The organism is Kribbella sp. NPDC000426, from assembly GCF_040300265.1.
Taxonomy (GTDB): Bacteria; Actinomycetota; Actinomycetes; order Propionibacteriales; family Kribbellaceae; genus Kribbella.
The window spans coordinates 1,244,037-1,270,545 of record NZ_JBEPDK010000001.1 but is presented as its reverse complement, the minus strand read 5'-3'; the positions used below and the strand labels follow the sequence as shown (position 1 = coordinate 1,270,545).

Genomic DNA, 26,509 nt, shown 5'->3' with positions numbered 1-26,509 from the left:
CGAACCGGCTTCCAGCAAACCGATTAGCGCATCCGGATGACGGTGAAGTCCTCGGCGTAGTGGTTCGGCGGGAAGCCGGCGCTCGCGGCCACCTCGGCGAAGTGTGCGCGGATCCCGCTGAGCAGGGCGTCAGGGTCGCGGTGCTGGCTGGTGTGCGACATCAGCGCGGCCAGCTTCTGGTCGAACGTGTCGGTGATGTCGACGTGGTGGTTGACGTCCGGGTGGTCCATCATCCACAGCTCGTCGACGTCCCAGGCCTCCGCGGCCAGATCCAAGTACGCGTACGGATTGCCGGCCGCCGGGTAGAACGCCCGTACGGCGGCCTCGGCCGCGGCCAGGTGGTCCGGGTGGGAGACCTGGAGGCGGGACCACACCCGCTCCGGCGACTGTGTGAGCAGCCGCTGCGGACGGACCGTGCGGATCACCCGGCTGATGTCGCGGACCAGCTCGAACGTCGGCTCGACCGCGCCGTCGGAGTACCCGAGGAAGTGCAGGTCGTGGACCCCGACATGGCCCGCGGCGGCCGTCTGCTCGGCCCGTCGTACGGCGGGAATCTCGGCGCGATCGCGTTCCGGCTCGAAGCCGCCGGCCTGACCGTCGGTGACGATGCAGTAGTGCACGTCGATCCCGGCCTTGGTCCACAACGCGACCGTGCCGGCCCCGCCGAAGTCGATGTCGTCGGGGTGTGCGACGACCACCAGCACCCGCTCGATCTCACTGTCCGGCCGCGGATTCGCCTCAGGCACTGTCACTTGGCGAGCCTAGCCGTTTGCCCGGACGGGCACAGTTGAATTCATGGAGTTCGGTGGCACGTGCGATCCGCAGGACGCCGGCCTCGACCCCGCTGGACTGACACAAGCGGTTGAGTTGATCGAGGCCCGCGGGGCCATCGCGCAGCTGTGTGTCGTTCGCGACGGCCAGGTGGTCGTGGATCGCTCCTTCGGGTGCGCACCGGACGCGTTGTTCTGGCTCTTCTCCGCGAGCAAGGCGTACCTCGCCGTCGTGATCCACCAACTCGTCGAGTCCGGCCGGCTGCACCTCGACGACGCGGTCGCGGCGTACTGGCCGGAGTTCGGCGAGAACGGGAAGCGCGAGATCACCGTCCGTCACGTGCTGCGGCACCGGTCCGGCGTGACGAACGCCGGCTCGTACGTCGGTGAGGTCCGCGCGATGACCGACTGGAACCGCTCGCTCCGCCGGATCGAGGAGACCAAGCCGCGCTGGCCGATCGGCACCGTCGCGTACAGCCCGCTCGCCTACGGGTTCATCCTGAGCGAGGTCGCGCGGCGCTGCAGCGGAGTCCCGATCCACGAGCTCGTACGGCGCTTCGTCCTCGAGCCGATCGGGGTCGCCGACACGTACCTGGGGCTGCCCGGCGACCTGTGGGAGCGGCATGTGCCGGTCCGGGCCGCGGGTCCGCTCGGACCGTTCATCCAGTCCGTCGTGAATCGGCGCAGCACGCGCGAGGCCGTCGTACCGGCTGCTGGGATGTCGACGACGGCGCGGGACCTGGTGACTTTCTACCAGGCGTTGCTCGGCGGCGCGCTGCTGCGGCCGGAGACGCTCGCGGTGGCGTGTGAGCCGAGCAGCGAGGGTGATGTCGACCGGACCGCGCGGGCCCCGATCCGCTGGTCGCAAGGGTTCCAGCTCGGTGGACCGCGGTGGATCGAGGGCGCGTCGACGTCGCTCGGATCGCTGAGCAGCCCGCGGACGTTCGGTCACAACGGCAGCAACTGCTGTATCGGGTGGGCCGACCCGGATCGCCGGATCGCGTACGCGTACCTGACGAATCGGGTCGGCCGTCCCACCGCCGATCTCAACCACCACGCCGCCGTGGCCGACAAGGTGCTCGAGTCCGCCGGCTAGGCCAGCGCGGGCACCTGCAGCCGTTCGGTGATCACGTGGTCGACGAGGCCGTACGACTTGGCGCCCTCCGCCGTCAGCACGTGGTCGCGATCGGTGTCGTGGCGCAGTTGCTCGATCGTCTGTCCGGTGTGCCGGGCCAGGATCGACTCGACCTGACCGCGGACCCGTACGACCTCGTCGGCCTGCAGGATCAGGTCCGGGATCGTCCCCCGGCCACTCGCCGCGGGCTGGTGCAGGACGATCCGTGCATGCGGCAGTACGGCGCGACGCCCGGCCGCACCCCCGGCCAGCAACACCGCCCCGGCCGAGATCGCCTGCCCGACGCAGAACGTCGCCACCGGCGACTGGATGTACTGCATGGTGTCGTAGATCGCGAGCATCGCGGTCATGTCGCCGCCCTCGCAGTTGATGTACAGGTTGATCTCCTGCTCCGGCTTGTCGACCTCGAGATGCAGGAGCTGCGCGATCAGCGCGTTGGCGACGCCGGCGTCGATCGCCGTACCCAGGTAGATGATGCGTTCGCTGAGCAGGTGCGAGTAGACGTCCATGATCCGCTCGCCCCGCGGATGCTGGGCGATCACGTTCGGGATCATGTAGCTGCTCATGCCGCCACCTCCTCCTTCTTCTTCTTGGGCATGACCTGGTCGAACGACTCGACGACGTGGTCGATGAAGCCGTACTCACGGGCCTGTTCGGCGGTGTACCAGTGGTCGTGCAGCGAGTCCTCGTGCACGGTCTCGAACGGCTGACCGGTGTCCTCGGCGATCAGTCCGAGCACGGTGTCGCGGATGTGCCGCAGGTCGTTGGCCTGGATCTCGATCTCTACCGCGGAGCCACCGATCCCGGCCGAGCCCTGGTGCATCAGCACGCGGGCGTGCCGCAACGCGTACCGCTTGCCCGGCGTACCGGCCGAGAGGAGGAACTGACCCGCGCTGCAGGCCAGTCCGATCGCCAGCGTCGACACGTCGCACGGCACCAGCCGCATCACGTCCCGGATGGCCAGCATCGACGGCACCGAACCGCCGGGCGAGTGGATCCACAACGCGATTCCGGTGTCGGGGTCCTCGGCTGCCAGCGTCATGATCTGGCTGGCGAGCAGAGTCCCGTTGTCGTCGTCGAGTACGCCGTCCAGGACGACGACCCGCTGCGCGAGCAACCGCTGCCGGGCCGTCTCGTTGAACATCGGCGGTTTCATGTCTTCTGCCATGTCGTCCACCCTGACCCCGGCGAACCGCCGTACCCCAGCTTTTCTGCTCACGGCAAGTCTGCCCACAGCAAAGCTGCTCTTGTGGCAATGTCCTGCGGGTGATTTTGACTGACGACCTGACCGCGCAGGAACGCACGCTGCTGGAACTGACGGCGACGCCGGCCGCGACCCTGCTCGGCGCCGCGTCGATGATCCTGCGTACGACGCTGTTCAGCGAGGACCCGGCGGGCTGGGTCGACATGTGGCAGGCGCGTCCCGACCTGGCGCGGATCGAGTGGTCGGACGGACCGGAGCTCGCCGACGTCGTCGCGCACCTGGCGGCGAAGGACTACGAAGGCCAGATCGAGGGCGTCCCGGGCCTGCGGATCACGTCGTACGACGACCACAACGCCAAGCTGCTCTGGATCGGCGGGCCCACACCCGTGGTGCTACACCTGACCCGCCAGGTCTCCTAGCCGCTCGTCGAAGTCGGCCGGGAACGTATGTCCCAGTCCCGGTATCCGTTCGATCGTGCAGCCGAAGCTTTCGAGCTTGTCGGCCGCGCCTTCGGCGACCTCGAGCAGATCGTCGTCGGTCCCGATCCAGATCGTTGCCGGCGACAACTTTCTGGCCGCGGTCGCCGGTAGCTCACGCAAGGCCGGCGCGAGCGCGAGCACGCCGACGACCGGCATCGGCTGCGCGGTCAGCGCCCAGTTCAGCGCGGCCCGCCCGCCGGCCGAGAACCCGGCCGCGATCATCGGTACGTCGTGCAGCTCGACGGGCAACACGTCCATCGCGTGCCTGATGTCGGATGCGGCATGCTCCGGATCAGGCCACGTCCGGTAGTTCGTCGACATCCGCTGCGACGACTGCACGCAGATCAGCGCGTAGCCGCGGTCCAGCACCCCGGCCCAGTCCTGCCGAGCGTGCGCGGCGGTCTGACCGGCCCCGTGCAGCGCCACCACCACGCCCACCGCCGGTCCGTCCGGCGCGGCGATCAGCGCCGGAACCGGATCGTCGCTCACCCGCGCTGCGGACACCGCGACCAACTCCTCGAACTCCGGGCGCCCGCGCAGCCCGGCCAAGTCGTCGTCATCGACGAGGATCCCCTGCGCCCACCAAGCGCCCGCCGCGCTCGCTTCCTGCAGCGCCCGCAGCGCTGCGTCGGCGTCACCGCCGGCACCGAGCAGACACGCCTTCAGGTGGGCCAGTTCCGCGAACCACGGCTCCAGCCCGCCGCTCTCGGCCGTGACCAGCTCGAGCGCCTCGCCGTACCGCTCCGCCTCGTACAGCACCTCGGCCCGGTCCACGAGCGCGTCGTACCGCGTAGTCTGATCCATGCTCAGCACCCTAAGTTCCCGGCCGTCCACCGGCGGTTTTCGGAAAGTGTCGGGGGGAGCGCCTAAGGTGTTGAGTGATGACTACGCTGTTCTCGCCTGATGAGCTCCCAGTGCCGCTGGAGGAGCCGAAGACGTCCCGGACCGACCCGGATTCGCTGCTCGAGGGGCTGAATCCGCAGCAGCGCGCGGCCGTGGTGCACTCCGGCAAGCCGCTGCTGGTGGTGGCCGGTGCGGGTTCGGGCAAGACCCGGGTGCTGACCCGGCGGATCGCCTACCTGCTGGCGGCGCGGGACGCGCACCCCGGGTCGATCCTGGCGATCACGTTCACCAACAAGGCCGCCGCGGAGATGCGCGAGCGGGTGGTGGACCTGGTCGGGCCGCGGGCGAAGCTGATGTGGGTCTCGACGTTCCACAGCTCGTGTGTGCGGGTCCTGCGCCGCGACATCAAGCGGTTCGGGATCAGCTCGACGTTCTCGATCTACGACGACACCGATTCGCGCCGGCTGATGACGCTGGTCTGCCGCGAGCTCGACCTCGACGTCAAGCGGTACAACCCGCGCGCCGTGCTGAACTGGATCAGCACCCAGAAGAACGAGCTGATCGACCACGAGACGGCCGCGGCGAAGGCCGAGAACCATCTCGAGGAGACCTACGCCGAGTGCTACCGGACCTACCAGGAGCGGCTCGCCCAGGCGAACGCGCTGGACTTCGACGACCTGCTGATGACCACGGTCAACCTGCTGCAGGCCTTCCCCGAAGTCCGTGAGTACTACCGCCGCCGGTTCCGCCACGTGCTCGTCGACGAGTACCAGGACACCAACCACGCGCAGTACACGCTGATCCGTGAGCTCTGTGCCGAGGACCCGGTCGACGAGAAGAACCCGACCGCTCCGCCGGCCGAGCTGATGGTGGTCGGCGACTCCGACCAGTCGATCTACGCGTTCCGCGGTGCGACGATCCGCAACATCCTCGCGTTCGAGGAGGACTTCGCCGGCGCCGAGACGATCCTGCTCGAGCAGAACTACCGCTCCACCCAGACGATCCTGTCCGCGGCCAACGCGGTGATCGCCCGCAACGAGGGCCGGATGGCGAAGAACCTCTGGTCCGACCAGGGCCAGGGCGAGCAGATCGCGGTGTACGTCGCGGACAACGAGCACGACGAGGCGCAGTTCGTCGCCGACGAGATCGACCGGCTCACCGACGCCGACGGGATCAAGCCGTCCGACGTCGCGGTCTTCTACCGGACCAACGCGCAGTCCCGGGTCTTCGAAGAGGTCTTCATCCGCACCGGCCATCCGTACAAGGTGGTCGGCGGCGTCCGGTTCTACGAGCGCAAGGAGGTCCGCGACGCGCTCGCGTACCTGCGCGTGCTGACGAACCCGGAGGACACGGTCTCGCTGCGCCGGATCATGAACGAGCCGAAGCGCGGGATCGGCGACCGGGCCGAGGCGGCGATCGAGGCGCTGGCGGCGCGGGACCGGATCTCGTTCGCGGCCGCGATGCGCCGGGCCGAGGACGCGCCGGCGATGGCATCGCGCTCGGTGAACGCCGTGCAGGCCTTCGTGGACATCCTCGACGAGCTGACCGCGATGGTCGACTCGGGTGCGCCGCCGGACGACATCCTCGACGTCGCGCTGCACCGCTCGGGGTACTACGAGACCCTGCAGAAGTCGCCGGATCCGCAGGACGAGACCCGGCTGGAGAACCTGGACGAGTTCATCTCGGTGGCGCGCGAATTCGTCGAGGAGCGGACGGCGGCCGGTGAAGCGGCCGATCTGCAGGCGTTCCTCGAGCGGGTCGCGCTGGTCGCCGACGCGGACCAGATCCCGGACGCGGCCACCGACGGCGTGGTCACGCTGATGACGTTGCACACCGCGAAGGGCCTGGAGTTCCCGGTCGTGTTCCTGACCGGCATGGAGGACGGCGTCTTCCCGCATTCGCGTTCGCTGACCGACCTGAAGGAGCTCGAGGAGGAGCGCCGGCTCGCGTATGTCGGCATCACCCGGGCCCGGCAGCGACTGGCGATCTCGCGCGCCGCGGTGCGTTCGGCGTACGGCGCTCCGCAGCACAATCCGCCGTCGCGGTTCCTGGAGGAGATCCCGGGCGAGCTGCTCGACTGGCGGCGCGACGAGTCCGCGATCACCCGCTGGTCCGGCACCGGGACGGTCCGCGGCAGCGGCATCCCCAGCCGGTACGAGCCGACCCGCTCACGCGGTTCGGACAAGCCGGTGATCAGCCTCAACCCGGGTGATCGCGTCGTTCACGACACGTTCGGGATGGGCACGGTCGTCGTGGTCCGTGGCGAGGGGCAGCAGGCGCAGGCCGATATCGACTTCGGGTCCGAGGGCGTGAAGCGGCTGCTGCTGCGGTACGCGCCGGTGGAGAAGATCTGAGTCCCCGGGTCGTCTATGCCGGGCCCGATGGTCCGGTCGCGGCGGCTGAACGTGGCCATCCGTGGCGGGCCGGCGGCGGCCGGTAATCGCAAGTCCACGTCAACCTTTTGGACGGTTGCGTTGCATCTGGGCCGGAGATTGAGACAATCAAGGATCTTCGGCCCCTCCCGGAAGCGTCCTCCCTCATGTCCAAGTCGTCTGGCAACAGCCGCCGGATCATCCTGGCGGGGGCCAATCCTGGGCTGCGGCTGTTCGACGAGCATGGCAAGGTGACGGCGTACGCCTCGATCTGGATGGTCGACTGGTCGATCCGCGGCTCGGGGACGGCGGTCGTGCTGTGGTTCGACGGGATCGTCCGGGTGGTCTCCGAGGACGTCGACCTCGCTTCCTGGCTGGAGCGGTACTTCGTCCGCTCGTTCCTCGAGGTGCAGGGGCTGCCGTGGCACGAGCCGGCCGTCGAGCGCGACCTGGTCCAGGTGTCGATGAACCTCGCGGACGGGCTGAGCGCCAAGGCCGCCGATATCCAGATCGAGATGGGCGGCGTCCTCGACCGGCGGCTGTTCGCGACCGACAACTTCCAGCTCGCCGAGGGGAACCACAGCCTCAGCCTGGTGATCGCGCCGGTCCGGTCGGCGACCGTGTCGATCGGCGGCGCGTCGGTGCCGGGCTTTGTGCAGGTCGACGGGTCGCCGGACAAGCCGGGCTCGTCCGCGTTCCTCACCACCGCCGAGGTCTGGCAGCGCTGACCCCTTACGCTGTACGAATCAGCGTTTGGAGGATTATCAGTGGCTAGTCAGGCGCCGGCGCCGCGGACGCCGCTGAGCCGCGACCGGGTACTGCGGGCCGCGGTCGAGATCGCCGACGCCGACGGCCTCGACGCCGTCACCATGCGCCGGATCGGCGAAGCGCTCGGTGCCGAGGCGATGTCGCTGTACTACCACGTCGCGAACAAGAACGATCTGCTCGACGGCATCGTCGACATGCTGATGGCCGAGATCAACGAAGCCGTCGACCGGCTGACCGTCGTCAACGACTGGAAAGCCGCGATGCGGCACCGCATCCTCACCGCGCGGGCCGTGCTGCTGCGGCACCCGTGGGCGCCACGCCTGCTGGAGAGCCGTACGACGATGCGTCCGGCGGTCGTCATCTACCACGACCGGCTGGTCGGGCTGATGCGGTCGGGCGGCTTCTCGTACGACCTCGCCCATCACGCCCTGCACGCCCTCGGCAGCCGCGCCCTCGGCTTCACCCAGGAACTGTTCGACCCCGCGAACGCGGCCCCGAACCCGGACGCCGACGCCCGCCTGCTCGCCGACCTCGCCGACCAGATCCCGAACCTGGCCGGCATGCTCGCCGAAGTCGCCCACGACGACCCCGACTCCACCATCGGCTGGTGCGACGACCAGCAAGAGTTCGAGTTCGCCCTCGACCTAATCCTCAACGGCCTAGCCCACCTCGCCACCAAGTAACCCCCGCCCCCGCGCCACCCGCCCCCGCGCCGCGCACCGCGCGAGCTCTTGACGTTTCTTACGGTGTAAGTCAGTCTTACGGCGTAAGAGAGACTTACAGCGTAAGGGGTGGGGTATGAAGGCCATCGTTCAGGACAAGTACGGTTCACCAGACGTCCTCCGGTTTGCCGACGTGGATACCCCGCGGCCGACCGGCGACCAGGTTCTCGTTCGCGTTCGTGCGGCCGCGCTGAACGCGCGTGACTGGCACATCCTCCGCGGCGACCCATACATCGCCCGCATGTCCGCCGACCTCGGCCGGCGCCGCCCGAACGAGCGCATCCGCGGCACCGACTTCGCCGGCACGGTCGAAGCAGTGGGCCCCGAAGTCACCCGTTTCCAGACCGGCGACGAGGTGTACGGCGACGCCCCCGCCGCCTTCGCGGAGTACGTCAGCGCCCCCGAGCACCGGATCGAAAACAAGCCCGCCAACCTCACCTTCGAGCAGGCAGCAGCAATACCCCTGGCCGCCAACACCGCACTGATCGGCATCCGCGACGTCGCGAAACTCCAACCAGGCCAGGAGATTCTCATCAACGGCGCATCCGGCGGCGTCGGCACCTTCGCCGTCCAGCTGGCCAAGGCGTACGGCGCGAACGTCACCGGCGTCTGCAGCTGGCGGAATCTCGAGCTGGTCCGATCGGCCGGCGCCGACGACCTGATCGACTACACCACCACCGACTTCGCGCGCTCGGATCGCCGCTACGACGTCGTACTCGATCTGGTCGGCAATCGCTCGCTGTCCGACCTCCGCCGCGTCCTTAAACCCGGTGGTCTGCTGGTCTTGTCCGGCGGCGGTGTCTACAAGGGCGGAAGCCTGCTCGGCCCGATGGGCCTGATGATGCGCGGCAAACTACTGTCGCCGTTCGTCGGTCGCCGGATCGTCCTACTGACCGTGAAAGCGAGCCGGGAGAACCTCGCGACCCTGCGCGAGTTGGCAGCGACGGGGAAGGTGGTGCCGATCATCGACCGCACCTACCCGCTCGCAGCCACGGCTGACGCAATGCGTTATCTAGAGGGCGAACACGCCCGCGCAAAGGTCGTCATCACCGTCTGACCGCCCACCAATTGTCCATCCGCTCCACGACCCGCTGATCGCCGCTCAGCACCCGCTGCAGCCGGAACAGGTACGCCGCAATACCGGCCGCCCCTTGCATCCATCCGACCCCGGGCGGCAGCAGCGGGTCCTCATTGCGATGCTCGACGAAGCGCCAGTACGCATGACTGCCCTCGTGATGCGCATGGTCGAGCAGCGTGTCACCCATCAGTACGGCGAACTCCAGGTCCTGGCCGTCGCCGGTGTCCAGGAACGCGTCGCCCACTCCCGCAGTACCGCAGCAGCGACCGTCGTTGTCCCAGAAGCCCGGATGCAGCCGCTCAGGGATCCCGGAGTACCGGACGCTGTCCAGACAACGCCGATGCCAGGTCGCCGGCGTTTCACCAGCCACCTCCTTCACGTCGGCGTACTCGAGCGCGCTGAACACCAACGCCGTCCCCGCCCCGCCGTGGCACCAGTTGTACGTGAACTCGTCGCCGTGCCGCTCGGCCCACGGAATCACCCGCGCGACCCGGAAACCCTTGTCGTCGTTGATCCCGATGCTGACCAGATGCTCGGCCCCACGCCGCGCCACGTCGATCAGCTCGGGCCGGCCCAGGTCCACGCCGGCGACCGCCAGCGCGGCAGCGATGCCGGCCAAGCCGTGCGAGAAGTTCGGCATCTCGGCTGCCTCGTCGGACCGGAACCGCCGGGATACGAACTGCCAGTTCACGCCGGTCGGAGTCTCCTCCAGCTCGGCCAGCACCAGGTCGGCCGCATGCGAGGCAAGAGCCGCCGCGTCCGAGCCGCGGTGCATCGCCCACACCGCTCCGAGGAGAACCGCCGATGTGCCGAGCGTGACGTCGTTGGCGAACGCACCCGGTTCGTACCGCGGCTCGTCGAGGAAGCTCTCCGGCCAGCCGTCGTCGGTTTCGAGGTCCCGGATCCGTTGCAGCGCGGCGTCCGTACCCGGCTCGTCGAGAGCGCTCAGGATCCCGATCGAGCTGACCTGACCGTCGAAGAAGGTGGTCGAGCTGTCCTTCGGGACGAGGGCACGGATGCGGTCGGCGATCCCGGTCGCCAGCTCCTGCTCGGCGGTCGTCCAAGGACGGGTCAGACGGATCTCGGCCAGCGTGTACGCGAGCCCGCCGATCCCGCTGTGCATGCCGTCGATGTACTCGACCGGCTTGTCACCGCCTGCGGCCTCGGGGATCCACGGCCCGTCCTCGTCCCATCGGACCTGGTTCCGCACCCAGGCCCAGGCCGCCTCGGCCACATCGACGTACGTCATGGCTTGGCGTTCCGCATCCGGATCCCACTCCACTCGAGGGTGCTCGTGACGGCCTCGGCCCAGAAGTCGTGCAGTCGCCGCATGACCCGGAGCTGGATGCCGGCCTCCTCGTGCAGCGCGAACAGGTCGCCGACGCGCTCGGGCGGACCCAGCGGCCGGACCTCGGTCGTGGCGACGACCGCGGCGTCGTGCTCGACGAACTCGTCGGCCGGGAGGCGGTACGCGTACAGCTCGACCGAGCGGATCGCGTCCAGCCAGCCGTACTCGACGGCGTGCACGCGGGTGCCGGAGCCGGCGCCGATGATGCGGTCGCGGTCCTCGGGAGTCGTCGCGGGGCCCACCCATGCCATCGCACGGGGGCACTGCCGCGGGAACCAGTAGTCGGGGGCGCGGTCGTGGCCGACAGCCCAGACGTACGGCGTGACCTTGCCGTTGGTCTTCGCGACGTACGGACGGAAGGTCGTGATGGTCGGATCTTCGGAGAAATGCAGTACTTCGCCGGCAGCCGGGCGCATGCGCCGCAGCTTACTGCTCGGGGAGTGCTAGCCGGCGGTGTACGGGTTGAGGCCGCAGTGGTTGCGGAGCCACGGGTCCGGGTCGACCGCTTGGCCGCCGTCCGGGTGGACCTCGAAGTGCAGGTGCGGGCCGGTCGTGTTGCCGGTCATCCCGACCGCGCCGACCTGGTCACCGGCGTACACGGTCTCGCCGACCGACACGCTGAACTTCGACATGTGGTTGTACCAGGTGACGGTGCCGTCCTCGTGCCGGACCTGGACCTGGCGCCCGTACGGACCGGCCCAGTCGGCGAAGATCACGACGCCCTTCATCACGGCGCCGATCCGGGTGCCGATCGGGGCGGCGAAGTCGAGGCCGGTGTGGTTGTGGGCCCAGCGGCTGCCGCCCTGACCGAAGGTCGCGGTGATGTGGTAGCCGGTAAGCATGATCTGGCAGCGGGTGGCCGACTCGCGGGCGGTCTTGGCGGCCAGGTCGGCCTTCGCCTTCGCGGCGGCCAGAGCGCTCGCGCGCTTCGCGGTCAGTGCCTGGGTGGCGGTCAGCTTCGCGGCGCGGGCCTTGGCCAGCTGCGCGGCGGCGGACTGCTTCTTGGTGGTCGTGTCGGCCAGCTGGACCCGGGAGGAGTCACGGGTGGCGAGCTGGCGCGCCTGGATGCGTGCCGTGGTGATGCCGGACAGCTGCTGCCCGCTGTCCAGGCCCAACGCGGCAAGGTTCACCGCGGAGTTCGCCTGGGTGGGCGACGCCAGGGTGCTGGCACTGAAGCCAACCGCTCCGGCGGCCGCGGCGAGCGCGGCGGTCAGTCCGACGATCTGGGTGCTGCTGGGGGTATTACGCCTGGCGACGCGATGCTTGGCACTATGACGTCCTGCGCCGGGTTTGCGCGCAGCGTTGCCGGGCGTGACGCGGTCTCCCGCGGCACGGTGCTGGGACACAACGTGGCCTTTCGGTCACAGGGGAGGGGCTTGAGAGGAGCTAGGGAGGCTCTTCCCATCCCTGGTCGGGGGTTTATTCCCGCTAGGGACCTGACGCACGATAACGGATCAGTCACGGGGCCACAAACCCTGTCCCGGTGTTTTCCGCCTCTCCTTCACGAAACTTTTGCATGCGCGCCTGCACGTGCATCAGCCGCGAGCGTCCAGAAGGCTGACCGATCAGGCAGTTTTGGGCTGTTCGTCGAGGTGGGCCAGCATCCCGGTGATCTGGTGTACGACGTCGCCGTGGAACGGCAGCGACAGGTGACCGACCCCGTGCACGCGGACATTGCTCGCCAGCAGGTCGGCATGCCGGATCCGGGCCCGCCGCTGCGGCACGATCAGCTGGTCGACGTCGCTGTAGAACGCGACGAACCTGGTCCGGCAGTCCGGCGCCGGCTCGGCCAGCTCGGCCATCAGGTCGCTGTCCGGCCGGACCTGCTTCACGAGCGGCCATGGCAGCAGCTTGGCCGCCACGGTTCCCTGGTGCGGCGTACCGAGCGTGACGCAGGTGTGCACCCGCTCGTCCCCGCCGAGCCGCTGGACGTAGTACCGCGCGATCAGTCCGCCCAGGCTGTGCCCGATGACGTGGATCTGGTCCGACCCGGACTCCTCGCAGATCGCCTCGATCTCCCGGCCCATCCGCTCGGCGGTACGACGGACGTCGAGTGTCAGCGGCGAGTACGAGAACGTGTGGATGCTGCTGAACCCGCGACGGACCAGGTGCCGACGCATCAGCGCGAAGATCGTGTGGTTGTCGATGATCCCGTGCGCCAGCAGGATCGGCGTACCGGCGGCCCGTACGTCGCTGACCAGCAGGCCGCGCTGGGCGGGACCGAGGCCGGCCAGGTTCAGCCGGGCCGGAAGCGCTCGCGAGGTCCCACCTACGAGGCCGAGCGGATACATCGCCAGATGCGTGGTCAGCCAGCCGAGCTCGACGGCGGCGCCCTGCAGCACGCTGGGCGAGAGTGCGGAGCGGGCGCCGTACGCGAGTCCGTCCAGCGCGCCGCGGAGGTCGTCCTGCCAGGAACTCATGGGCGACTCCTCACAAAACCAGACCCCCCGATGGTCCGATCCCTCCAACTATAAATCGAGCCACGGTAACCGGTTCCCGTCGTGCGTGGCGGGGAACACACAGCTCCGTGTCTTATCCGTGAGGTTCTCACCGGTTAGCCTGCGAGCATGCCTGCTACGAGCCCGTTGCGCGTCGTCGTCGCCAAGCCCGGTCTGGACGGTCACGACCGCGGCGCCAAGGTCGTGGCCCGCGCGCTGCGCGACGCCGGCATGGAGGTCATCTACACCGGTCTGCACCAGACTCCCGAGCAGATCGTCGAGACGGCGATCGCCGAGGACGCGGATGCGATCGGCCTGTCGGTGCTGTCCGGAGCGCACATGACGCTGTTCAAGCGGGTGCGTGAACTGCTGGCCGAGCGGGACGCCGAGGACATCGTGGTGTTCGGCGGCGGGATCATCCCGGACGCGGATCTGCAGCCGCTGGCCGAGCTCGGCGTACACAAGATCTTCACCCCCGGCGCGACCACCACCGAGATCGTCGAGTGGGTCCGCGGGCACGTCGGCGACGCCTCTGCGTCACCGGCCTGAGCCCCGCCTGAGCAGCGCCGCTCGACAGCTACCGGAGTCTCGGATCCGCTCCGGAGCGTGATGACGACTGCCCGGAGTCGTTCTGAACAGTCCTGCCCGTTTCAGCCAGGTTACTAATCGGTAATACCGAATCGTTAGGAAATGCCCGGTTGTGCGGGCTTCCCAAACGCGGTCGCATACAGCCATGCGGCTGTCCGTTTCAGAGACCGTCGAGCAGGACTGTGTGTGGCTCAGAACACATCGGCCCCGTTCTCGGTTACTGTCCGGACATGGCGGATCGCAGTGCGGTGGGGGTCTGCGATCAACCAGGCCGGACCAAGCGATACGTCCCATCGGGAGAGGGCAGGTAAACGATGAGGTTTGAACGATCACACGCACGCAGGACGGCCTTCGTGGCTGTCGCAAGCAGCCTCGCGCTGCTCGCCACCGCGTGTGGTAGTGGCGATGACGGAAGCAGCAGCGGCGGGGGCAGTTCGGCCGGCGCGCTCGAGGGCCGGGGACCGATCACCCTTGCCGGCGGCAAGGACACGTCCGGGAACCTGCAGAACCAGATCAACGCCTGGAACGCCTCGCACCCGAACGAGAAGGTCGAGCTGAAGGAGCTGCCCGAGGACGCCGACGCCCAGCGTCAGCAGATGGTGCAGAACGCCACGGCCAAGTCCGACGCGTACAGCGTGCTGGTGATGGACGTGGTCTGGACGTCGGAGTTCGCGGCGAACCAGTGGATCACCCAGATCCCCGAGGACAAAGTGCCCGACCTGGGCAAGCTGATCCCGGCGACGGTGGAGACCGCCAAGTACCGCGACAAGCTGTACGGCGTGCCGATCACCTCCGACGGCGGTCTGCTCTACTACCGCAAGGACCTGCTGACCAAGGCCGGTATCGCGGACGCCCCGAAGACGTGGGACGAGATGACCGCGGACTGCACCAAGGTGGCCGCGTTGCCCGAGGCAAAGGGCATGAGCTGCTACGCCGGTCAGTTCGAGAAGTACGAGGGCCTGACGGTCAACTTCTCCGAGGCGGTCAACTCCGCCGGCGGTTCGGTCGTCGGCAAGGACGGCAAGCCGGACGTCAACACCCCGGAGGCCAAGGCCGGGCTCGAGGAGCTGGTGAACGGCTTCAAGACCGGCGCTATCCCGAAGGCCGCGATCACCTACAAGGAAGAGGAGAGCCGGCGCGCGTTCCAGGACGGCAAGCTGCTGTTCCTGCGCAACTGGCCCTACGTCTACTCGCTCGCGAGCAAGACCGACGGTTCCTCGAAGGTGGCCGGTAAGTTCGGCGTCGCACCGCTGCCGGGCAAGGACGGCGCCGGCGTCTCGTCGCTGGGCGGTCACGACTACGCGATCAGCTCGTTCGCCAAGAACAAGGCGACCGCGATCGACTTCATCAACTTCATGGCGAGCGAGGCCCGCCAGAAGGCGAACATCGAGAAGACGTCGCAGGCGCCGACCTGGCAGTCCCTGTACGACGACGCGACGCTGAACAAGCAGTTCCCGTACCTCGCACCGCTGAAGGCGTCGATCCTCGGCGCCCAGCCGCGGCCGCGGGTGGTCAAGTACGGCGACGTGACGGCTGCCATCCAGGAAGCGGCGTACAACGCGCTGAACGGCAAGTCGACGCCGGACCAGGCGTTGTCCGACCTGCAGACCAAGCTGCAGTCGCTCATCACGCAATGACCGTCGTGCCGGGGCCGGTGTGTGGGGAGGTTATGACCACGCACCGGCCCCGGCCAGTCCCTGCCCGGGTTCCGCCCGGGAAGCAAAGGAGGCGCAGGTGACTGCAACCACGCCGGTCCTCGAACGGCCGGCCAAGGAGCCGAAGAAGCAGCAGCGGTTCAACGAGGGCACCGGCCGGCTGGCCGCGATCCTGCTCTCGCCGACGCTGCTCGTACTCGGCGTCGTCGTACTGTTCCCGATCATGTCGGCACTGCGGGAGTCGCTGTTCCAGAGCGGCCAGCACCTCGACGCGAACGGGTTCATCGTCAAGGGTTCGACGTTCGTCGGGCTCGACAACTACACCGCCATCTTCAAGGGCGACACCGGGCGCCGGTTCTGGAACGCGTTCTACAACACGACGTTCTTCACCGTGGTCTGCATCGTGCTGGAGACGGTGCTCGGCGTCGCGATGGCGCTGATCATGCACAAGGCCTTCAAGGGCCGCGGCATCGTCCGGGCCAGCATCCTGGTGCCTTGGGCGATCCCGACGGTCATCTCGGCGCTGCTGTGGAAGTGGATCTTCCAGGCCGACGGCATCGCCAACACCTTGATCGGCACCCAGATCCTGTGGTCGACCGAAGGCTGGCAGTCCAAGCTCTCGGTGATCATCGCCGACACCTGGAAGACCGCACCGTTCATCGGCCTCCTGGTCCTGGCCGGGCTGCAGACCATCCCGGCCGAGGTCTACGAGGCCGCCAAGGTGGACGGGGCGAACGCGTGGAAGACCTTCACCCGGATCACGCTGCCGCTGGTGAAGCCGGCACTGCTGGTGGCAGTGCTGTTCCGGATCCTCGACACGCTGCGGATCTTCGACCTGCCGTTCGTCCTGGTCGGTCCGCACAAGGACTCGGTCGAGACGTTGTCGATGCTGGCCTACGACGAAGCGTTCAACACCAGATACGGGCCGGCGGCCGCCTACGCGACAGTGCTGTTCGTCTACGTCGCCGTGGTCGCGTACCTGTTCGTGAAGATCCTCGGAGCAGATGTGATCGGTGAGGCCAGGGCCAAGAAGCCCGGCGGTGGTAACGGCAAGCGCTGGCGGAAGAAGAACGCGGCCCAGGGCGCCCCGAACACCGCGGTCGGCGCTGTCACTGCATCAGGTGGAGGTGGACAGTAATGGCTGCCGTAGCTCCCCAGCCGGCCGAGGCCGGTCCGCTGCGCCGGTGGGCGCCGCTGATCGGCGTCGCGGTGATCGTGGTCTACTGCCTGGCGCCGTTCTACTGGATGGTCGTCTCGGCCTTCCGTAAGCCGTCGGACCAGTTCTCGAACAAGATCATCCCGGCGCCGTTCTCGATCCAGAACTTCAAGGACGTGTTCAGCGGTTCGAACGGCTTCGGCCGCGGTCTGCTGAACAGCCTGATCGTGGCCGGGTCGGTGACGATCCTGACGCTGGTCATCGGCATGGTGGCGGCCTACACGCTGGCCCGGCTCGACTTCCGGGGCAAGAACATCGTGCTGGCGATCATCATCACCACGTCGATGTTCCCCGGCATCTCCCTGGTCGTGCCGCTGCTGAAGCTGTTCGTCGACATCAACTGGATCAACACCTACCAGGCGATGATCGTGCCGAGCCTGTCGTTCGCACTGCCGCTGGCGGTGTGGAACCTGACGTCGTTCTTCCGGCAGATGCCGCAGGAGCTCGAGCAGGCGGCGATGGTGGACGGCTGTACGCCGGCGCAGGCCTTCCGCAAGGTCATCATCCCGTTGGCGGCGCCCGGTGTGTTCACCACCGCGATCATCACGTTCATCGCGGCCTGGAACGAGTTCCTGATCGCGCTGAGCATGACCAACAAGAAGTCGATCCAGACGGCGAACGTGATCATCTCGCAGTTCACCGGTACGACCGGCCGCGACCAGCCGTTCGGCAGCCAGATGGCCGCCGGTGTGGTGGTCACGATCCCGCTCGTCATCGCCGTACTGCTGTTCCAGCGCCGCATCGTCGCAGGCCTCACGGCAGGTGGCGTGAAGTGAGCTGGCGCGACCGTGACCGCCGGGACCGGGATGACCGGGACCGGCGGGATCGTGAGGATCGCGACCGCCGCGACCGGGAGGACCGGGACCGGCGGGACGGCGAAGATCGGGATCGACGCGATCGTCTGCGGTAACCGCTACAGATAGGAAACGGCCGGAGCCATGGTGCTCCGGCCGTTTCGCTTGGGTCAGCTCTCGAGCCACACCGCCGCGTCGACGGGCAGTTCCTGACCGTCGAGCGGTTCGCTGGCAAGCAAGATCCGCTCGTGCGCCGGCAGGGCGACCGGGGCGTCGCCGATGTTGACCACGCAGCGGAACCCGGGTTCGCGGGTGAACGACAGCACGCCGGCCGGAGCGTCGGCATCCCACACCAAACGGCCGGCACCGAGCGCCGGGTGGTCATGGCGGATCCGGAGTGCCGCCTTGTACAGACTGAGGTGGCTGTCCGGGTCTCCAGCCTGCGACTCCGCGGTGAGACCCGACCAGTCGGCCGGCTGCGGGAGCCATGGCTGCGCTGTGCCGGGGCCGAAGCCGTACGGCGGCTCTGTGCCGGACCACGGGATCGGTACGCGGCAGCCGTCGCGGCCACGGACGGTGTGGCCGGAGCGCTCCCAGGTCGGGTCGTCGAGCACGTCCTCCGGCAGGTCCTCGACCTCAGGCAGCCCGAGCTCGTCGCCCTGGTAGATGTACGCGCCGCCCGGCAGCGCCAGCTCCAGCAGCGCCGCAGCCCGCGCCCGACGCAGTCCGAGCTCCAGATCTGTCGGTACGACGCCCGCGCCCTCCAGCGCATCCCGCTTGTCGCGGCCGTACCGGGTGCGGTGCCGGATCGTGTCGTGGTTGCTCAGCACCCAGGTCGCCGGCGCCCCGACCGCCCACAGGTTCTCGGTGGTGTGGTCGATCACCTGGCGCAGGTCCTTCGCGTCCCACGTGGCGCGGAGGGCGTCGAAGTTGAACGCGGACTGCAGTTCGTCGGGCCGTACGTACTGCGCGAGCCGCTCCGCCGGGGACAGCCATGCCTCCGCCACGAACACGCGGGCGCCCTGCGGCGTATCGGCGTACTCGTCGGCGATCGCACGCCAGCGCTTGTGGATGGTGTGGACTCCGGGCTGGTCGTAGAACGGGTTCCCGACGTACTTCTCCCGGGTCGGCTCACCGTTGTGCAGCGGTACGTCGGGCAGGGTCGCGTCCTTGGCCATCGAATCGGCCACGTCGATCCGGAACCCGTCGACGCCGCGGTCGAACCAGAACCGCAGGATCGCGTCGAACTCCTCGATCACCTTCGGGTTGTCCCAGTTCCAGTCCGGCTGGGAGATGTCGAACAGGTGCAGGTACCACTGCCCATCCTCGATCTGCTGCCAGGCCCCGCCGCCGAACGCGGCCGGCCAGTTGGTCGGCGGACCGCCGTCCTTGGAGTCCCGGAACCAGAACAGGTCGCGCTCCGGAGAGCCCTTGCCCGCGGCCAGCGCGGCCTTGAACCACGGGTGATCCCAGGAGCAGTGGTTCGGCACCAGGTCGATCAGGATCCGCAGACCGAGCGCGTGCGCCTCGGCGATCAGCGCGTCGGCGTCGGCCAGCGTGCCGAACTCCGGGTTGATGTCGCGGTAGTCGGCCACGTCGTACCCGCCGTCGAGCAGCGGGGACGGGTACCAGGGGCTGATCCAGATCGCGTCGACCCCCAGATCGGCGAGGTACGGCAGCCGGGCGCGGATGCCGTTCACGTCACCGGTCCCGTCGCCGTCGGCGTCGGCGAACGAGCGCGGGTACACCTGGTAGACGACGGCGCTACGCCACCAGTCGTCAGCTGGTCTGGTCCCGGAGTCGGGTGCAGGCTCACTCATGTGACCTAGCCTGACATGAGACACCCGCCGCGCTGTGACCGTCGTCTCAGCCGGGACCCCGGCTGTTGCTCGCGGCACGAGGGTGGCTACTGTCAGAAGCCCCGTACAGGCGAGAGAGGGACCACACTCGTGGATCTGATGGAATTCCAGGCGAAGACGGTCTTCGCCAAGCACGGAGTGCGGACGACCGTGGGTGCGGTTGTCACGACTCCGGAGGAAGCCCGCGCGGCAGCCGAGAAGATCGGCGGCCGGGTGGTCGTGAAGGCCCAGGTCAAGACCGGTGGGCGCGGCAAGGCAGGCGGCGTCAAGCTGGCCTCGAGCCCGGACGAGGCGGAGGAGAAGGCCCGCGAGATCCTCGGTCTGGACATCAAGGGTCACGTCGTCAAGATCCTGAACATCGTCCCGGCCGCGGCGATCGCCGAGGAGTACTACTTCTCGTTCCTGGTCGACCGGGCCAACCGCAACTACCTCTGCATCGCCTCCGCCGCCGGCGGTATGGAGATCGAAGAGGTCGCGCACACGAACCCGGACGCGGTCGCGCAGATCTCGATCGACCCGGCCACCGGTGTCGACGAGGCGAAGGCGCGGGAGATCGCGGAGGCCGCGAAGTACCCGGCCGACGTGATCGACGCCGTCGTACCGGAGATCGTCAAGCTGTACGAGGTGTTCATCAGCGAGGACGCGTCGCTGGTCGAGGTGAACCCGCTGGTCAAGCTCGAGGACGGCAACGTCGAGGCGCTCGACGGCAAGGTCACGCTGGACGAGAACGCGGACTTCCGGCACCCGGACCACGCCGAGTTCGAGGACGTCTCGGCGGCCGACCCGCTGGAGGCGGCGGCCAAGGCCAAGGGCCTGAACTACGTGAAGCTCGACGGCTCGGTCGGCATCATCGGCAACGGCGCGGGTCTGGTCATGTCCACCCTCGATGTCGTCGCGTACGCCGGTGAGGAGTTCGGCGGCCAGAAGCCCGCCAACTTCCTCGACATCGGCGGCGGTGCGAGCGCCGAGGTGATGGCGAACGGGCTGGAGATCATCATCTCCGACCAGCAGGTGAAGAGCGTGTTCGTGAACGTCTTCGGCGGCATCACCGCCTGTGACGCGGTCGCGAACGGCATCGTGCAGGCGTTCGAGCTGCTGGCGAGCCGCGGTGAGCACGTCACCAAGCCGCTGGTCGTCCGGCTGGACGGCAACAACGCCGAGGAGGGCCGCCGGATCCTCGACGAGGCGGGCCTCGCCGGTCTGGAGCGGGTCGACACGATGGACGGCGCCGCCAAGCGCGCCGCCGAGCTGGCTGCGAAGTAAGGGATCGCCGAACAATGTCTATCTTCCTGACCAAGGACAGCAAGGTCATCGTCCAGGGCATGACCGGCTCCGAGGGCACCAAGCACACCACCCGGATGCTCGCCTCGGGCACCAACATCGTCGGCGGCGTGAACCCGCGCAAGGCCGGCCAGAGCCAGGACTTCGACGGCAAGTCGGTCGCGGTGTTCGGCACCGTGGCGGACGCGGTGAAGGAGACCGGCGCGAACGTCTCCGTCATCTTCGTCCCGCCGAAGTTCACCAAGGACGCCGTACTGGAGGCCGTCGAGGCCGAAGTGCCGCTGGTCGTGGTGATCACCGAGGGCGTGCCGGTGCACGACACCGCCGCGTTCTTCGCCGCCGCGCAGGCGTCCGGCAAGACCCGGATCATCGGCCCGAACTGCCCCGGCATCATCACCCCGGGCGAGTCGAACGCCGGCATCATCCCGGCCGACATCGCCGGCCAGGGCCGGATCGGTCTGGTGTCGAAGTCCGGCACACTGACCTACCAGATGATGTACGAGCTGCGGGACTTCGGGTTCTCGTCGGCGATCGGTATCGGCGGCGACCCGATCATCGGGACCACGCACATCGATGCGCTGCAGGCGTTCCAGGACGACCCGGACACCGACGCGATCGTGATGATCGGTGAGATCGGCGGCGACGCCGAGGAGCGGGCGGCCGCGTTCATCAAGGAGAACGTGACCAAGCCGGTCGTCGGCTACGTCGCGGGCTTCACCGCGCCGGAGGGCAAGACGATGGGCCACGCCGGCGCGATCGTCTCGGGCTCGTCCGGCACGGCGGCCGCGAAGAAGGAGGCCCTCGAGGCCGTGGGCGTGAAGGTCGGCAAGACGCCGACCGAGACCGCCAACCTGATGCGCGAGATCATGCAGGAGCTGAGCAAGTAGTAGTGCTCGAAGCGGGGCCTGTTCCTTCGGGGACAGGCCCCGTTCTACTTGTAGGCGGCCGAGCGGTCGACGGCGCGGGCGACGGTGTCGTTGAACGCCGTGTCGGTGATGTCGAGCTCCTTCAGCACCGGGAACAGCATGTAGACCATCCGGTCCCCGGACCCGGCGACCCCGATCCGGTAGATATACTTCTTCCCGTCTCCGGTGTCGTACGTCGCCTTCCAGCTCTCACCCCTGATCGTGCTGGTCTGGATGTTGCCGGTCGACTCGACCTTCGCGTTCGAGACGTTCTTCTCGCACGAGTCGACGTTCTTGCGGATCTGGCTGAGGTAGCTCGCCGCCGCGTTCGCGGTGGGGAACTTCGCGACCGTGTCGTCCAGCCCGAACTCGGTCGGCACCTTCGCCTCCGGCGTCACGTACGTGACCGTGCCGAACTTCAGCGCCTTGGCCTTCTTGAAGTCGATCTTCTCGCAGCCGCCGCTGCTGTTGCCCTTCGCAGCCGGCGCGCTCACCCACGGCTTGTTGATCTCGGACAGCAGCGGCAGGTCGACCGAGGCCATGAAGCCGGGGGCGTCGACGTTCGGCAGCAGGGCCGGTTTGGCGACCGGGGCGCCGGTGCCGCAGCCGCCGGACTGGGCGCAGATCTTCTTCGCGGCGGCGTTGGCCGTCGCCAGTACGGCGTCGGGCTTCGGGGGCGCGGCCGCCACGGTGTCGTGCTCGAGCACCACCGTCGCCTGGCCGGCCAGCGTCACCGCGACCGTCTTGTACTTCGTCTTGGACCCGGGCACCTGGCCGAACACGGCGATCACGCCACGTTGGCCGACGCCGGTCGTCACGTAGCCGGACGACAGCCGGGTCTGCGGTGCGGTGCACTGACTCAGCCAGTGGACGACGACGTTGTAGGTCTTGAGCGCGGAGGCCTGGTCGTTCGACACCTCGACATACTGGACGGCGGTGTCCTTGGTCGTGGCGTTCGAGAAGGTGCGGACCCAGGTCCGCAGGCCGGCCGGGTCGGCGAAGCGCTGGGCCTGGCAGACGAACGCCGAATCGGGCGCCGAGTCGCCGTCAGCGGTCTGGGTGACGGTCCAGGCACCGGTCGCGCCGAGGGTCTTCGCGCCGACGGGGTCCAGCAGCGCCTTGTCGTCGGCGAGCACGTTCGAGTTGGCCGGCTTGTCGTCGGACGCGCTGCCGCCGGCCTTCGCGCCGGGGGCCTTGTCGCCGCCGAACGCGTTCAGCGCCGCGACACCGCCGCCGCCGACCAGCACCACGACCGCGACGCCGGCCGCGATCGTCTGGTTCCTTTTGCGCGCCTTCTGCCGACGCGCCTCCCGGGCAGCGGCGCGACCGCCGCCGCGTGATGCGCGGTGGGAACCGGCCAAAGCTCGACCTCCTGACTGATTCCACCCGACAGTACCGGGTAGACCAACGCCGCTCCCACTCCGCTACCACCAGCCGAACACAGCGGAACTCTGCGTGAGCAAGCGGGCTGAAGTCTCCCACATCCGGCGTGTCAGGACGAGCGGCGTCCGTACGCGGGGAGACCATGGGAGTCAGATGACCGACATGCTGAGCCGCCCGGGCGCCCGGGACGGTGAATCGAGCGCTACGCCCGCGTCGGAGATCGCCGCCCAGACCAAGCCTTTGCTGGTGTCGGCCGTGATCTCCGCCGGAGCCTGCCTGCTCACCGGTCTGCTCACATGTGCCGCGGTCGCGGTGATCGGCTGGCTGGGCGCGACGTTCGGCGGTGCCTCCGGCGCGGTCCGGGCCGGGGCCTCGGCGTGGCTGGTCGCGCACAAGGCGGGTGTGACCATCGGCACGGGCCGGATCAGCGTCGCGCCGCTCGGGCTGACGCTGTTCTTCGCCTGGTGCCTGTACCGCGGCGGCAAGTCCGCGGCCCGCTCCAGCGCGGCCGATCGGACCAAGGACCTGATCTCGCTGGCCGGCGCCTTCGCGCTGGTCTACGGGCTCGGTGCGCTGGTCGTGGCGTTGCTCACGTCGGACGGTGCGCTCAAGGTGTCGCCGCTGTCCGCGTTCCTCGGCGCCTTCTCGCTGGCGTTCGTCGCCGGGGTCGCCGGGATTCTGGTCGAGTCCGGTGCGGCGGAAGACATCGCGGATGCGACACCGGCCGGTTTACGTGACGTGGTTCCGGCGGCGCTGGCCGCGGTACTGACCGTGTTCGGGATCGCCTCACTGCTGTACGCCGTACTGCTCGCGGTCCACTTCTCGCGGATCACCGGGATGCTCGAGCTGCTGGACGCGGGCGTGATCGGGTCCGTCGTACTGTTCGCGATCTGCCTGATGCTGCTGCCGAACGTGGTGCTGTACGTGATGGCGTTCCTCGCGGGGCCCGGATTCCAGCTGGGGACCGGGACCACGATCGCGCCGACCGGGGTGGATGTCGGGAACCTGCCGGCGTTTCCGCTGCTGGCCGCTGTACCGGCCGACGGCGCGACCCCGTCCTACCTGCTGGTGCTGACCGCAGTGGTGCCGCTGGTGGCCGGTGCGGTCGCCGGGTTCGTCGTCGTACGGCGTGGGCTGGTCGAGCGGGACGGCGACATGCTCGGGTGGGACGCGTTCGCGCTGCGGGGCGCGATGGCGGGGCTGCTCGCGGGGATCATCATCTTCGCGCTGATGGCGCTGTCGGGTGGTTCGGCGGGGCCGGGGCGGATGTCGTCGGTCGGCATTCCGGGCGCCTTGCCGGCAGCCGGCGTACTGGCTGCCGGGATGGCGATCGGGGCCGCGATCACGGCCGCGGTGGCCGCCTCACGCCGCCCGGCTGCGGAAGAGGCTGACGCGGAGCGATAGGCTGCCCGCCGTGACTTCTGCTTCTGATTCCGACGGCGGTGATCGTGGGCGGGCGCGCCTAGTCGTGCTCGTCTCGGGATCGGGATCGAACCTGCAGGCCCTGCTGGACGCCTGCGTGGACCCGGCGTACGGCGCCCAGGTGGTCGCCGTCGGCGCGGACCGCGAGGGCATCGTGGGGCTGGATCGCGCCGCGGCCGCCGGCGTACCGACGTTCGTGCACAAGGTGAAGGCCTACGCCGAGCGGGCCGACTGGGACCGGGCGCTGACCGCCTCGGTCGCGGAGTACAAGCCGGACCTGGTGGTGTCCGCGGGCTTCCTGAAGCTGGTCGGCGACGACTTCCTCGGCGCGTTCGGCGACCGGTACATCAACACCCACAACGCGCTGCTGCCGGCCTTCCCGGGGATCCACGGTCCGCGGGACGCGCTGGAGTACGGCGTGAAAGTGGCCGGGGCGACCCTGTTCTTCGTGGACGGCGGCGTCGACACCGGCCCGATCATCGCGCAGGTCGTCGTCCCTGTTCTCGACGACGACAGCGAAGAAGACCTGACCGAGCGGATCAAGGAGGTCGAACGCCGCCAGTTGGTGGAGTGGGTCGGCCGCCTCGTCCGCGACGGCTGGACCATCACCGGACGAAAGGTTCGACTGAAGTGAGCACCGACCGCAGGCCGATTCGCCGGGCGCTGATCAGCGTCTACGACAAGACCGGTCTGGAGGAGCTCGCCTCCGCGCTGCACGCCGCCGGGGTCCAGATCGTCTCCACCGGTTCGACCGCGGCCCGAATCGCGGCCGCCGGCGTACCGGTGACCAAGGTCGAGGAGCTGACCGGGTTCCCGGAGTGCCTGGACGGACGGGTCAAGACGCTGCACCCGATGGTGCACGCCGGTCTGCTGGCCGACGTACGGCGGGACGAGCACGTCGAGCAGCTCCGCGAGATGCGGGTCGAGCCGTTCGAGCTGCTGGTGAGCAACCTGTATCCGTTCAGCGAGACGGTCGCGTCCGGTGCATCGGTGGACGAATGCGTCGAGCAGATCGACATCGGCGGCCCGTCGATGGTGCGCGGTGCGGCGAAGAACCACGCGAACGTCGCGGTGGTGACGTCGCCTTCGCAGTACGCGTCGGTCTATGCGTCGCTGGAGACCGGCTTCTCGCTGGAGGAGCGTGCCCAGTTGGCCGCCGCTGCCTTCGTACACACGGCGGAGTACGACATCGCCGTCGCGTCGTGGATGGGCTCGGTGCTGACGGACACGTCGGAGGGTTCCGGGTTCCCGGCGTGGGTGGGTTCGGCATGGGACAAGTCCGCCGTACTGCGGTACGGCGAGAACCCGCACCAGCCGGCTGCGCTGTACCTGAACGGCCGGGGCGGGTTGGCCGCGGCGGAGCAGCTGCACGGCAAGGAGATGTCGTACAACAACTACGTCGACGCGGACGCGGCCCGGCGTACGGCGTACGACTTCAGCGAGCCGGCGGTTGCGATCATCAAGCACGCCAACCCTTGCGGGATTGCCGTGGGCAAGGACATCGCCGAGGCGCACCGGCGGGCGCACGAGTGCGACCCGGTGTCGGCGTACGGCGGTGTGATCGCGACGAACGCGCCGGTGTCGGTCGAGATGGCCAAGCAGGTCGCGGAGATCTTCACCGAGGTGCTGGTTGCGCCGGCCTTCGAGGACGGTGCGGTCGAGATCCTGCAGGGCAAGAAGAACATCCGGCTGCTCGTCGCGCCGGCCGTCGATGCGTCCGAGACAGTGGAGATGCGTGCGATCAGCGGCGGGTTGCTGCTGCAGCACCGCGATCGGTTCCAGGCTCCGGGCGACGACCCGTCCGCCTGGACGCTCGCGGCTGGTGCTGCGGCTTCACCTGAGGTGCTGGCGGACCTGGCATTCGCTTGGAAGGCCTGCCGTGCGGTGAAGTCCAACGCGATCCTGCTGGCCTCCGATGGCGCCTCGGTCGGCGTCGGTATGGGGCAGGTCAACCGGGTCGACTCCTGCCGCCTCGCAGTCTCCCGCGCGGGCGACCGGGCTGCCGGATCTGTCGCTGCTTCTGACGCGTTCTTCCCGTTCCCGGACGGGCTCGAGGTGCTGATCGAGGGTGGCGTCAAGGCCGTCGTCCAGCCTGGTGGTTCTATCCGGGACGAGGCTGCCATCGAGGCCGCGAACAAGGCCGGCATCACGATGTACTTCACCGGGACCCGGCACTTCTTCCACTAACTGCTTGTCCCGACAACCCCCGTACGCCCCGCCGCCCGGCCATAATGGGTCGGGTTGGCGCT

Annotated in this window: 26 protein-coding genes; 16 read left to right on the top strand and 10 right to left on the bottom strand. The window is 68.7% G+C overall.

Annotation, left to right across the window (positions count from 1 at the left end; translation table 11 throughout):
• Nucleotides 1-23: 23 nt before the first annotated feature.
• The gene (locus tag ABT313_RS06165) at nucleotides 24-752 is read right to left on the bottom strand and encodes a PIG-L deacetylase family protein (RefSeq protein WP_350849225.1); all 729 of its coding nucleotides are present in this window, start codon (nucleotides 750-752) and stop codon (nucleotides 24-26) included.
• A 43-nt stretch (nucleotides 753-795) separates the two neighbouring features.
• Here ABT313_RS06165 and ABT313_RS06160 point away from each other — a divergent pair, with 43 nt between their 5' ends.
• Nucleotides 796-1,866 (top strand): serine hydrolase domain-containing protein, encoded by a 1,071-nt coding sequence (locus tag ABT313_RS06160; protein WP_350849223.1) that lies wholly within the window; start codon nucleotides 796-798, stop codon nucleotides 1,864-1,866.
• On the opposite strand, the gene ABT313_RS06155 is transcribed toward ABT313_RS06160, so the two are convergent.
• The gene (locus ABT313_RS06155; RefSeq protein ID WP_350849221.1) at nucleotides 1,863-2,471 is read right to left on the bottom strand and encodes a ClpP family protease; all 609 of its coding nucleotides are present in this window, start codon (nucleotides 2,469-2,471) and stop codon (nucleotides 1,863-1,865) included. The two genes, ABT313_RS06160 and ABT313_RS06155, sit on opposite strands and share 4 nt — an antisense overlap.
• The gene (locus tag ABT313_RS06150; protein ID WP_350849219.1) at nucleotides 2,468-3,073 is read right to left on the bottom strand and encodes a ClpP family protease; all 606 of its coding nucleotides are present in this window, start codon (nucleotides 3,071-3,073) and stop codon (nucleotides 2,468-2,470) included. The genes ABT313_RS06155 and ABT313_RS06150 overlap by 4 nt, the downstream gene beginning before the upstream one ends.
• A gap of 98 nt (nucleotides 3,074-3,171) precedes the next feature.
• Between ABT313_RS06150 and ABT313_RS06145 the strand changes: the two genes are divergently transcribed.
• A complete protein-coding gene (locus tag ABT313_RS06145) occupies nucleotides 3,172-3,528 on the top strand; it encodes a hypothetical protein (RefSeq protein WP_350849217.1) in 357 nt (118 codons plus the stop codon).
• Here ABT313_RS06145 and ABT313_RS06140 read toward each other — a convergent pair.
• Entirely contained in the window at nucleotides 3,502-4,392 is an 891-nt protein-coding gene (locus ABT313_RS06140; protein ID WP_350849215.1) for an alpha/beta hydrolase, read from the bottom strand. The two genes, ABT313_RS06145 and ABT313_RS06140, sit on opposite strands and share 27 nt — an antisense overlap.
• A 77-nt stretch (nucleotides 4,393-4,469) precedes the next feature.
• Between ABT313_RS06140 and pcrA the strand changes: the two genes are divergently transcribed.
• The 4 genes from pcrA to ABT313_RS06120 all read left to right on the top strand — a co-directional run bounded on the left by pcrA (nucleotide 4,470) and on the right by ABT313_RS06120 (nucleotide 9,350).
• Nucleotides 4,470-6,785: a DNA helicase PcrA gene (gene pcrA / locus ABT313_RS06135; RefSeq protein ID WP_350849213.1), complete on the top strand. Its 2,316-nt coding sequence runs from the start codon at nucleotides 4,470-4,472 to the stop codon at nucleotides 6,783-6,785.
• A 185-nt stretch (nucleotides 6,786-6,970) separates the two neighbouring features.
• The gene (locus ABT313_RS06130) at nucleotides 6,971-7,531 is read left to right on the top strand and encodes a hypothetical protein (protein ID WP_350849211.1); all 561 of its coding nucleotides are present in this window, start codon (nucleotides 6,971-6,973) and stop codon (nucleotides 7,529-7,531) included.
• A 39-nt stretch (nucleotides 7,532-7,570) separates the two neighbouring features.
• Entirely contained in the window at nucleotides 7,571-8,254 is a 684-nt protein-coding gene (locus tag ABT313_RS06125; protein WP_350849209.1) for a TetR/AcrR family transcriptional regulator, read from the top strand.
• A gap of 115 nt (nucleotides 8,255-8,369) precedes the next feature.
• Nucleotides 8,370-9,350, top strand: a complete 981-nt coding sequence (locus ABT313_RS06120) for an NAD(P)-dependent alcohol dehydrogenase (protein WP_350849207.1) — start codon at nucleotides 8,370-8,372, stop codon at nucleotides 9,348-9,350.
• Here the strand turns inward: ABT313_RS06120 and ABT313_RS06115 are convergent.
• The 4 genes from ABT313_RS06115 to ABT313_RS06100 all read right to left on the bottom strand — a co-directional run bounded on the left by ABT313_RS06115 (nucleotide 9,340) and on the right by ABT313_RS06100 (nucleotide 13,139).
• Complete coding sequence (locus ABT313_RS06115; protein WP_350849205.1) at nucleotides 9,340-10,620, bottom strand: lanthionine synthetase LanC family protein; 1,281 nt, start codon at nucleotides 10,618-10,620, stop codon at nucleotides 9,340-9,342. The two genes, ABT313_RS06120 and ABT313_RS06115, sit on opposite strands and share 11 nt — an antisense overlap.
• On the bottom strand, nucleotides 10,617-11,135 hold the full coding sequence (locus ABT313_RS06110) for a DUF6886 family protein (RefSeq protein WP_350849203.1): 519 nt from the start codon (nucleotides 11,133-11,135) through the stop codon (nucleotides 10,617-10,619). Before ABT313_RS06110 ends, ABT313_RS06115 begins: the two co-directional genes overlap by 4 nt.
• A 27-nt stretch (nucleotides 11,136-11,162) precedes the next feature.
• Complete coding sequence (locus ABT313_RS06105; RefSeq protein ID WP_350849201.1) at nucleotides 11,163-12,065, bottom strand: M23 family metallopeptidase; 903 nt, start codon at nucleotides 12,063-12,065, stop codon at nucleotides 11,163-11,165.
• Nucleotides 12,066-12,284: 219 nt separating this feature from the next.
• On the bottom strand, nucleotides 12,285-13,139 hold the full coding sequence (locus tag ABT313_RS06100; protein WP_350849199.1) for an esterase/lipase family protein: 855 nt from the start codon (nucleotides 13,137-13,139) through the stop codon (nucleotides 12,285-12,287).
• 147 nt (nucleotides 13,140-13,286) lie between these two features.
• Between ABT313_RS06100 and icmB the strand changes: the two genes are divergently transcribed.
• The 5 genes from icmB to ABT313_RS06075 all read left to right on the top strand — a co-directional run bounded on the left by icmB (nucleotide 13,287) and on the right by ABT313_RS06075 (nucleotide 17,539).
• Nucleotides 13,287-13,706 (top strand): coenzyme B12-dependent isobutyryl CoA mutase small subunit, encoded by a 420-nt coding sequence (gene icmB / locus ABT313_RS06095; protein WP_350849197.1) that lies wholly within the window; start codon nucleotides 13,287-13,289, stop codon nucleotides 13,704-13,706.
• A gap of 392 nt (nucleotides 13,707-14,098) precedes the next feature.
• Nucleotides 14,099-15,382: an ABC transporter substrate-binding protein gene (locus ABT313_RS06090; protein ID WP_350849195.1), complete on the top strand. Its 1,284-nt coding sequence runs from the start codon at nucleotides 14,099-14,101 to the stop codon at nucleotides 15,380-15,382.
• Between the two features lie 97 nt (nucleotides 15,383-15,479).
• Nucleotides 15,480-16,538, top strand: coding sequence for a carbohydrate ABC transporter permease (locus ABT313_RS06085; protein WP_350849193.1), 1,059 nt, complete (start codon nucleotides 15,480-15,482; stop codon nucleotides 16,536-16,538).
• Nucleotides 16,538-17,392 carry a carbohydrate ABC transporter permease gene (locus ABT313_RS06080; protein ID WP_350849191.1) on the top strand — a complete coding sequence of 285 codons (855 nt, stop codon included), beginning with the start codon at nucleotides 16,538-16,540 and terminating at the stop codon, nucleotides 17,390-17,392. Before ABT313_RS06085 ends, ABT313_RS06080 begins: the two co-directional genes overlap by 1 nt.
• A gap of 12 nt (nucleotides 17,393-17,404) precedes the next feature.
• Nucleotides 17,405-17,539: a hypothetical protein gene (locus ABT313_RS06075; RefSeq protein WP_350849189.1), complete on the top strand. Its 135-nt coding sequence runs from the start codon at nucleotides 17,405-17,407 to the stop codon at nucleotides 17,537-17,539.
• A 41-nt stretch (nucleotides 17,540-17,580) separates the two neighbouring features.
• On the opposite strand, the gene ABT313_RS06070 is transcribed toward ABT313_RS06075, so the two are convergent.
• Nucleotides 17,581-19,230 (bottom strand): glycoside hydrolase family 13 protein, encoded by a 1,650-nt coding sequence (locus ABT313_RS06070; RefSeq protein WP_350849187.1) that lies wholly within the window; start codon nucleotides 19,228-19,230, stop codon nucleotides 17,581-17,583.
• A 129-nt stretch (nucleotides 19,231-19,359) separates the two neighbouring features.
• Between ABT313_RS06070 and sucC the strand changes: the two genes are divergently transcribed.
• Together sucC and sucD are read left to right on the top strand one after the other, a co-directional pair.
• A complete protein-coding gene (gene sucC, locus ABT313_RS06065) occupies nucleotides 19,360-20,532 on the top strand; it encodes an ADP-forming succinate--CoA ligase subunit beta (RefSeq protein ID WP_350849186.1) in 1,173 nt (390 codons plus the stop codon).
• Nucleotides 20,533-20,546: 14 nt separating this feature from the next.
• A complete protein-coding gene (gene sucD, locus ABT313_RS06060; RefSeq protein ID WP_350849184.1) occupies nucleotides 20,547-21,437 on the top strand; it encodes a succinate--CoA ligase subunit alpha in 891 nt (296 codons plus the stop codon).
• Nucleotides 21,438-21,481: 44 nt separating this feature from the next.
• Here the strand turns inward: sucD and ABT313_RS06055 are convergent, their stop codons facing one another.
• Complete coding sequence (locus tag ABT313_RS06055; RefSeq protein WP_350849182.1) at nucleotides 21,482-22,816, bottom strand: hypothetical protein; 1,335 nt, start codon at nucleotides 22,814-22,816, stop codon at nucleotides 21,482-21,484.
• A 175-nt stretch (nucleotides 22,817-22,991) separates the two neighbouring features.
• Between ABT313_RS06055 and ABT313_RS06050 the strand changes: the two genes are divergently transcribed.
• From ABT313_RS06050 to purH, 3 genes are read left to right on the top strand one after another with little or no spacing between them, the layout of a single operon-like run.
• A complete protein-coding gene (locus ABT313_RS06050) occupies nucleotides 22,992-24,242 on the top strand; it encodes a cell division protein PerM (protein ID WP_350849180.1) in 1,251 nt (416 codons plus the stop codon).
• Between the two features lie 10 nt (nucleotides 24,243-24,252).
• Complete coding sequence (gene purN, locus ABT313_RS06045; RefSeq protein ID WP_350849178.1) at nucleotides 24,253-24,894, top strand: phosphoribosylglycinamide formyltransferase; 642 nt, start codon at nucleotides 24,253-24,255, stop codon at nucleotides 24,892-24,894.
• Nucleotides 24,891-26,447, top strand: a complete 1,557-nt coding sequence (purH, locus tag ABT313_RS06040; RefSeq protein ID WP_350849176.1) for a bifunctional phosphoribosylaminoimidazolecarboxamide formyltransferase/IMP cyclohydrolase — start codon at nucleotides 24,891-24,893, stop codon at nucleotides 26,445-26,447. Before purN ends, purH begins: the two co-directional genes overlap by 4 nt.
• Nucleotides 26,448-26,509 lie beyond the last annotated feature (62 nt).

Coding starts and splice junctions, on each gene's coding strand:
- ABT313_RS06070 (WP_350849187.1), bottom strand. CDS start 19,230: ATGAGTGAGCCTGCACCCGACTCCGGGACCAGACCAGCTGACGACTGG.
- ABT313_RS06150 (WP_350849219.1), bottom strand. CDS start 3,073: ATGGCAGAAGACATGAAACCGCCGATGTTCAACGAGACGGCCCGGCAG.
- ABT313_RS06100 (WP_350849199.1), bottom strand. CDS start 13,139: ATGAGTTCCTGGCAGGACGACCTCCGCGGCGCGCTGGACGGACTCGCG.
- ABT313_RS06120 (WP_350849207.1), top strand. CDS start 8,370: ATGAAGGCCATCGTTCAGGACAAGTACGGTTCACCAGACGTCCTCCGG.
- ABT313_RS06155 (WP_350849221.1), bottom strand. CDS start 2,471: ATGAGCAGCTACATGATCCCGAACGTGATCGCCCAGCATCCGCGGGGC.
- sucD (WP_350849184.1), top strand. CDS start 20,547: ATGTCTATCTTCCTGACCAAGGACAGCAAGGTCATCGTCCAGGGCATG.
- ABT313_RS06050 (WP_350849180.1), top strand. CDS start 22,992: ATGACCGACATGCTGAGCCGCCCGGGCGCCCGGGACGGTGAATCGAGC.
- ABT313_RS06130 (WP_350849211.1), top strand. CDS start 6,971: ATGTCCAAGTCGTCTGGCAACAGCCGCCGGATCATCCTGGCGGGGGCC.
- icmB (WP_350849197.1), top strand. CDS start 13,287: ATGCCTGCTACGAGCCCGTTGCGCGTCGTCGTCGCCAAGCCCGGTCTG.
- pcrA (WP_350849213.1), top strand. CDS start 4,470: ATGACTACGCTGTTCTCGCCTGATGAGCTCCCAGTGCCGCTGGAGGAG.
- ABT313_RS06080 (WP_350849191.1), top strand. CDS start 16,538: ATGGCTGCCGTAGCTCCCCAGCCGGCCGAGGCCGGTCCGCTGCGCCGG.
- ABT313_RS06115 (WP_350849205.1), bottom strand. CDS start 10,620: ATGACGTACGTCGATGTGGCCGAGGCGGCCTGGGCCTGGGTGCGGAAC.
- ABT313_RS06160 (WP_350849223.1), top strand. CDS start 796: ATGGAGTTCGGTGGCACGTGCGATCCGCAGGACGCCGGCCTCGACCCC.
- ABT313_RS06140 (WP_350849215.1), bottom strand. CDS start 4,392: ATGGATCAGACTACGCGGTACGACGCGCTCGTGGACCGGGCCGAGGTG.
- ABT313_RS06110 (WP_350849203.1), bottom strand. CDS start 11,135: ATGCGCCCGGCTGCCGGCGAAGTACTGCATTTCTCCGAAGATCCGACC.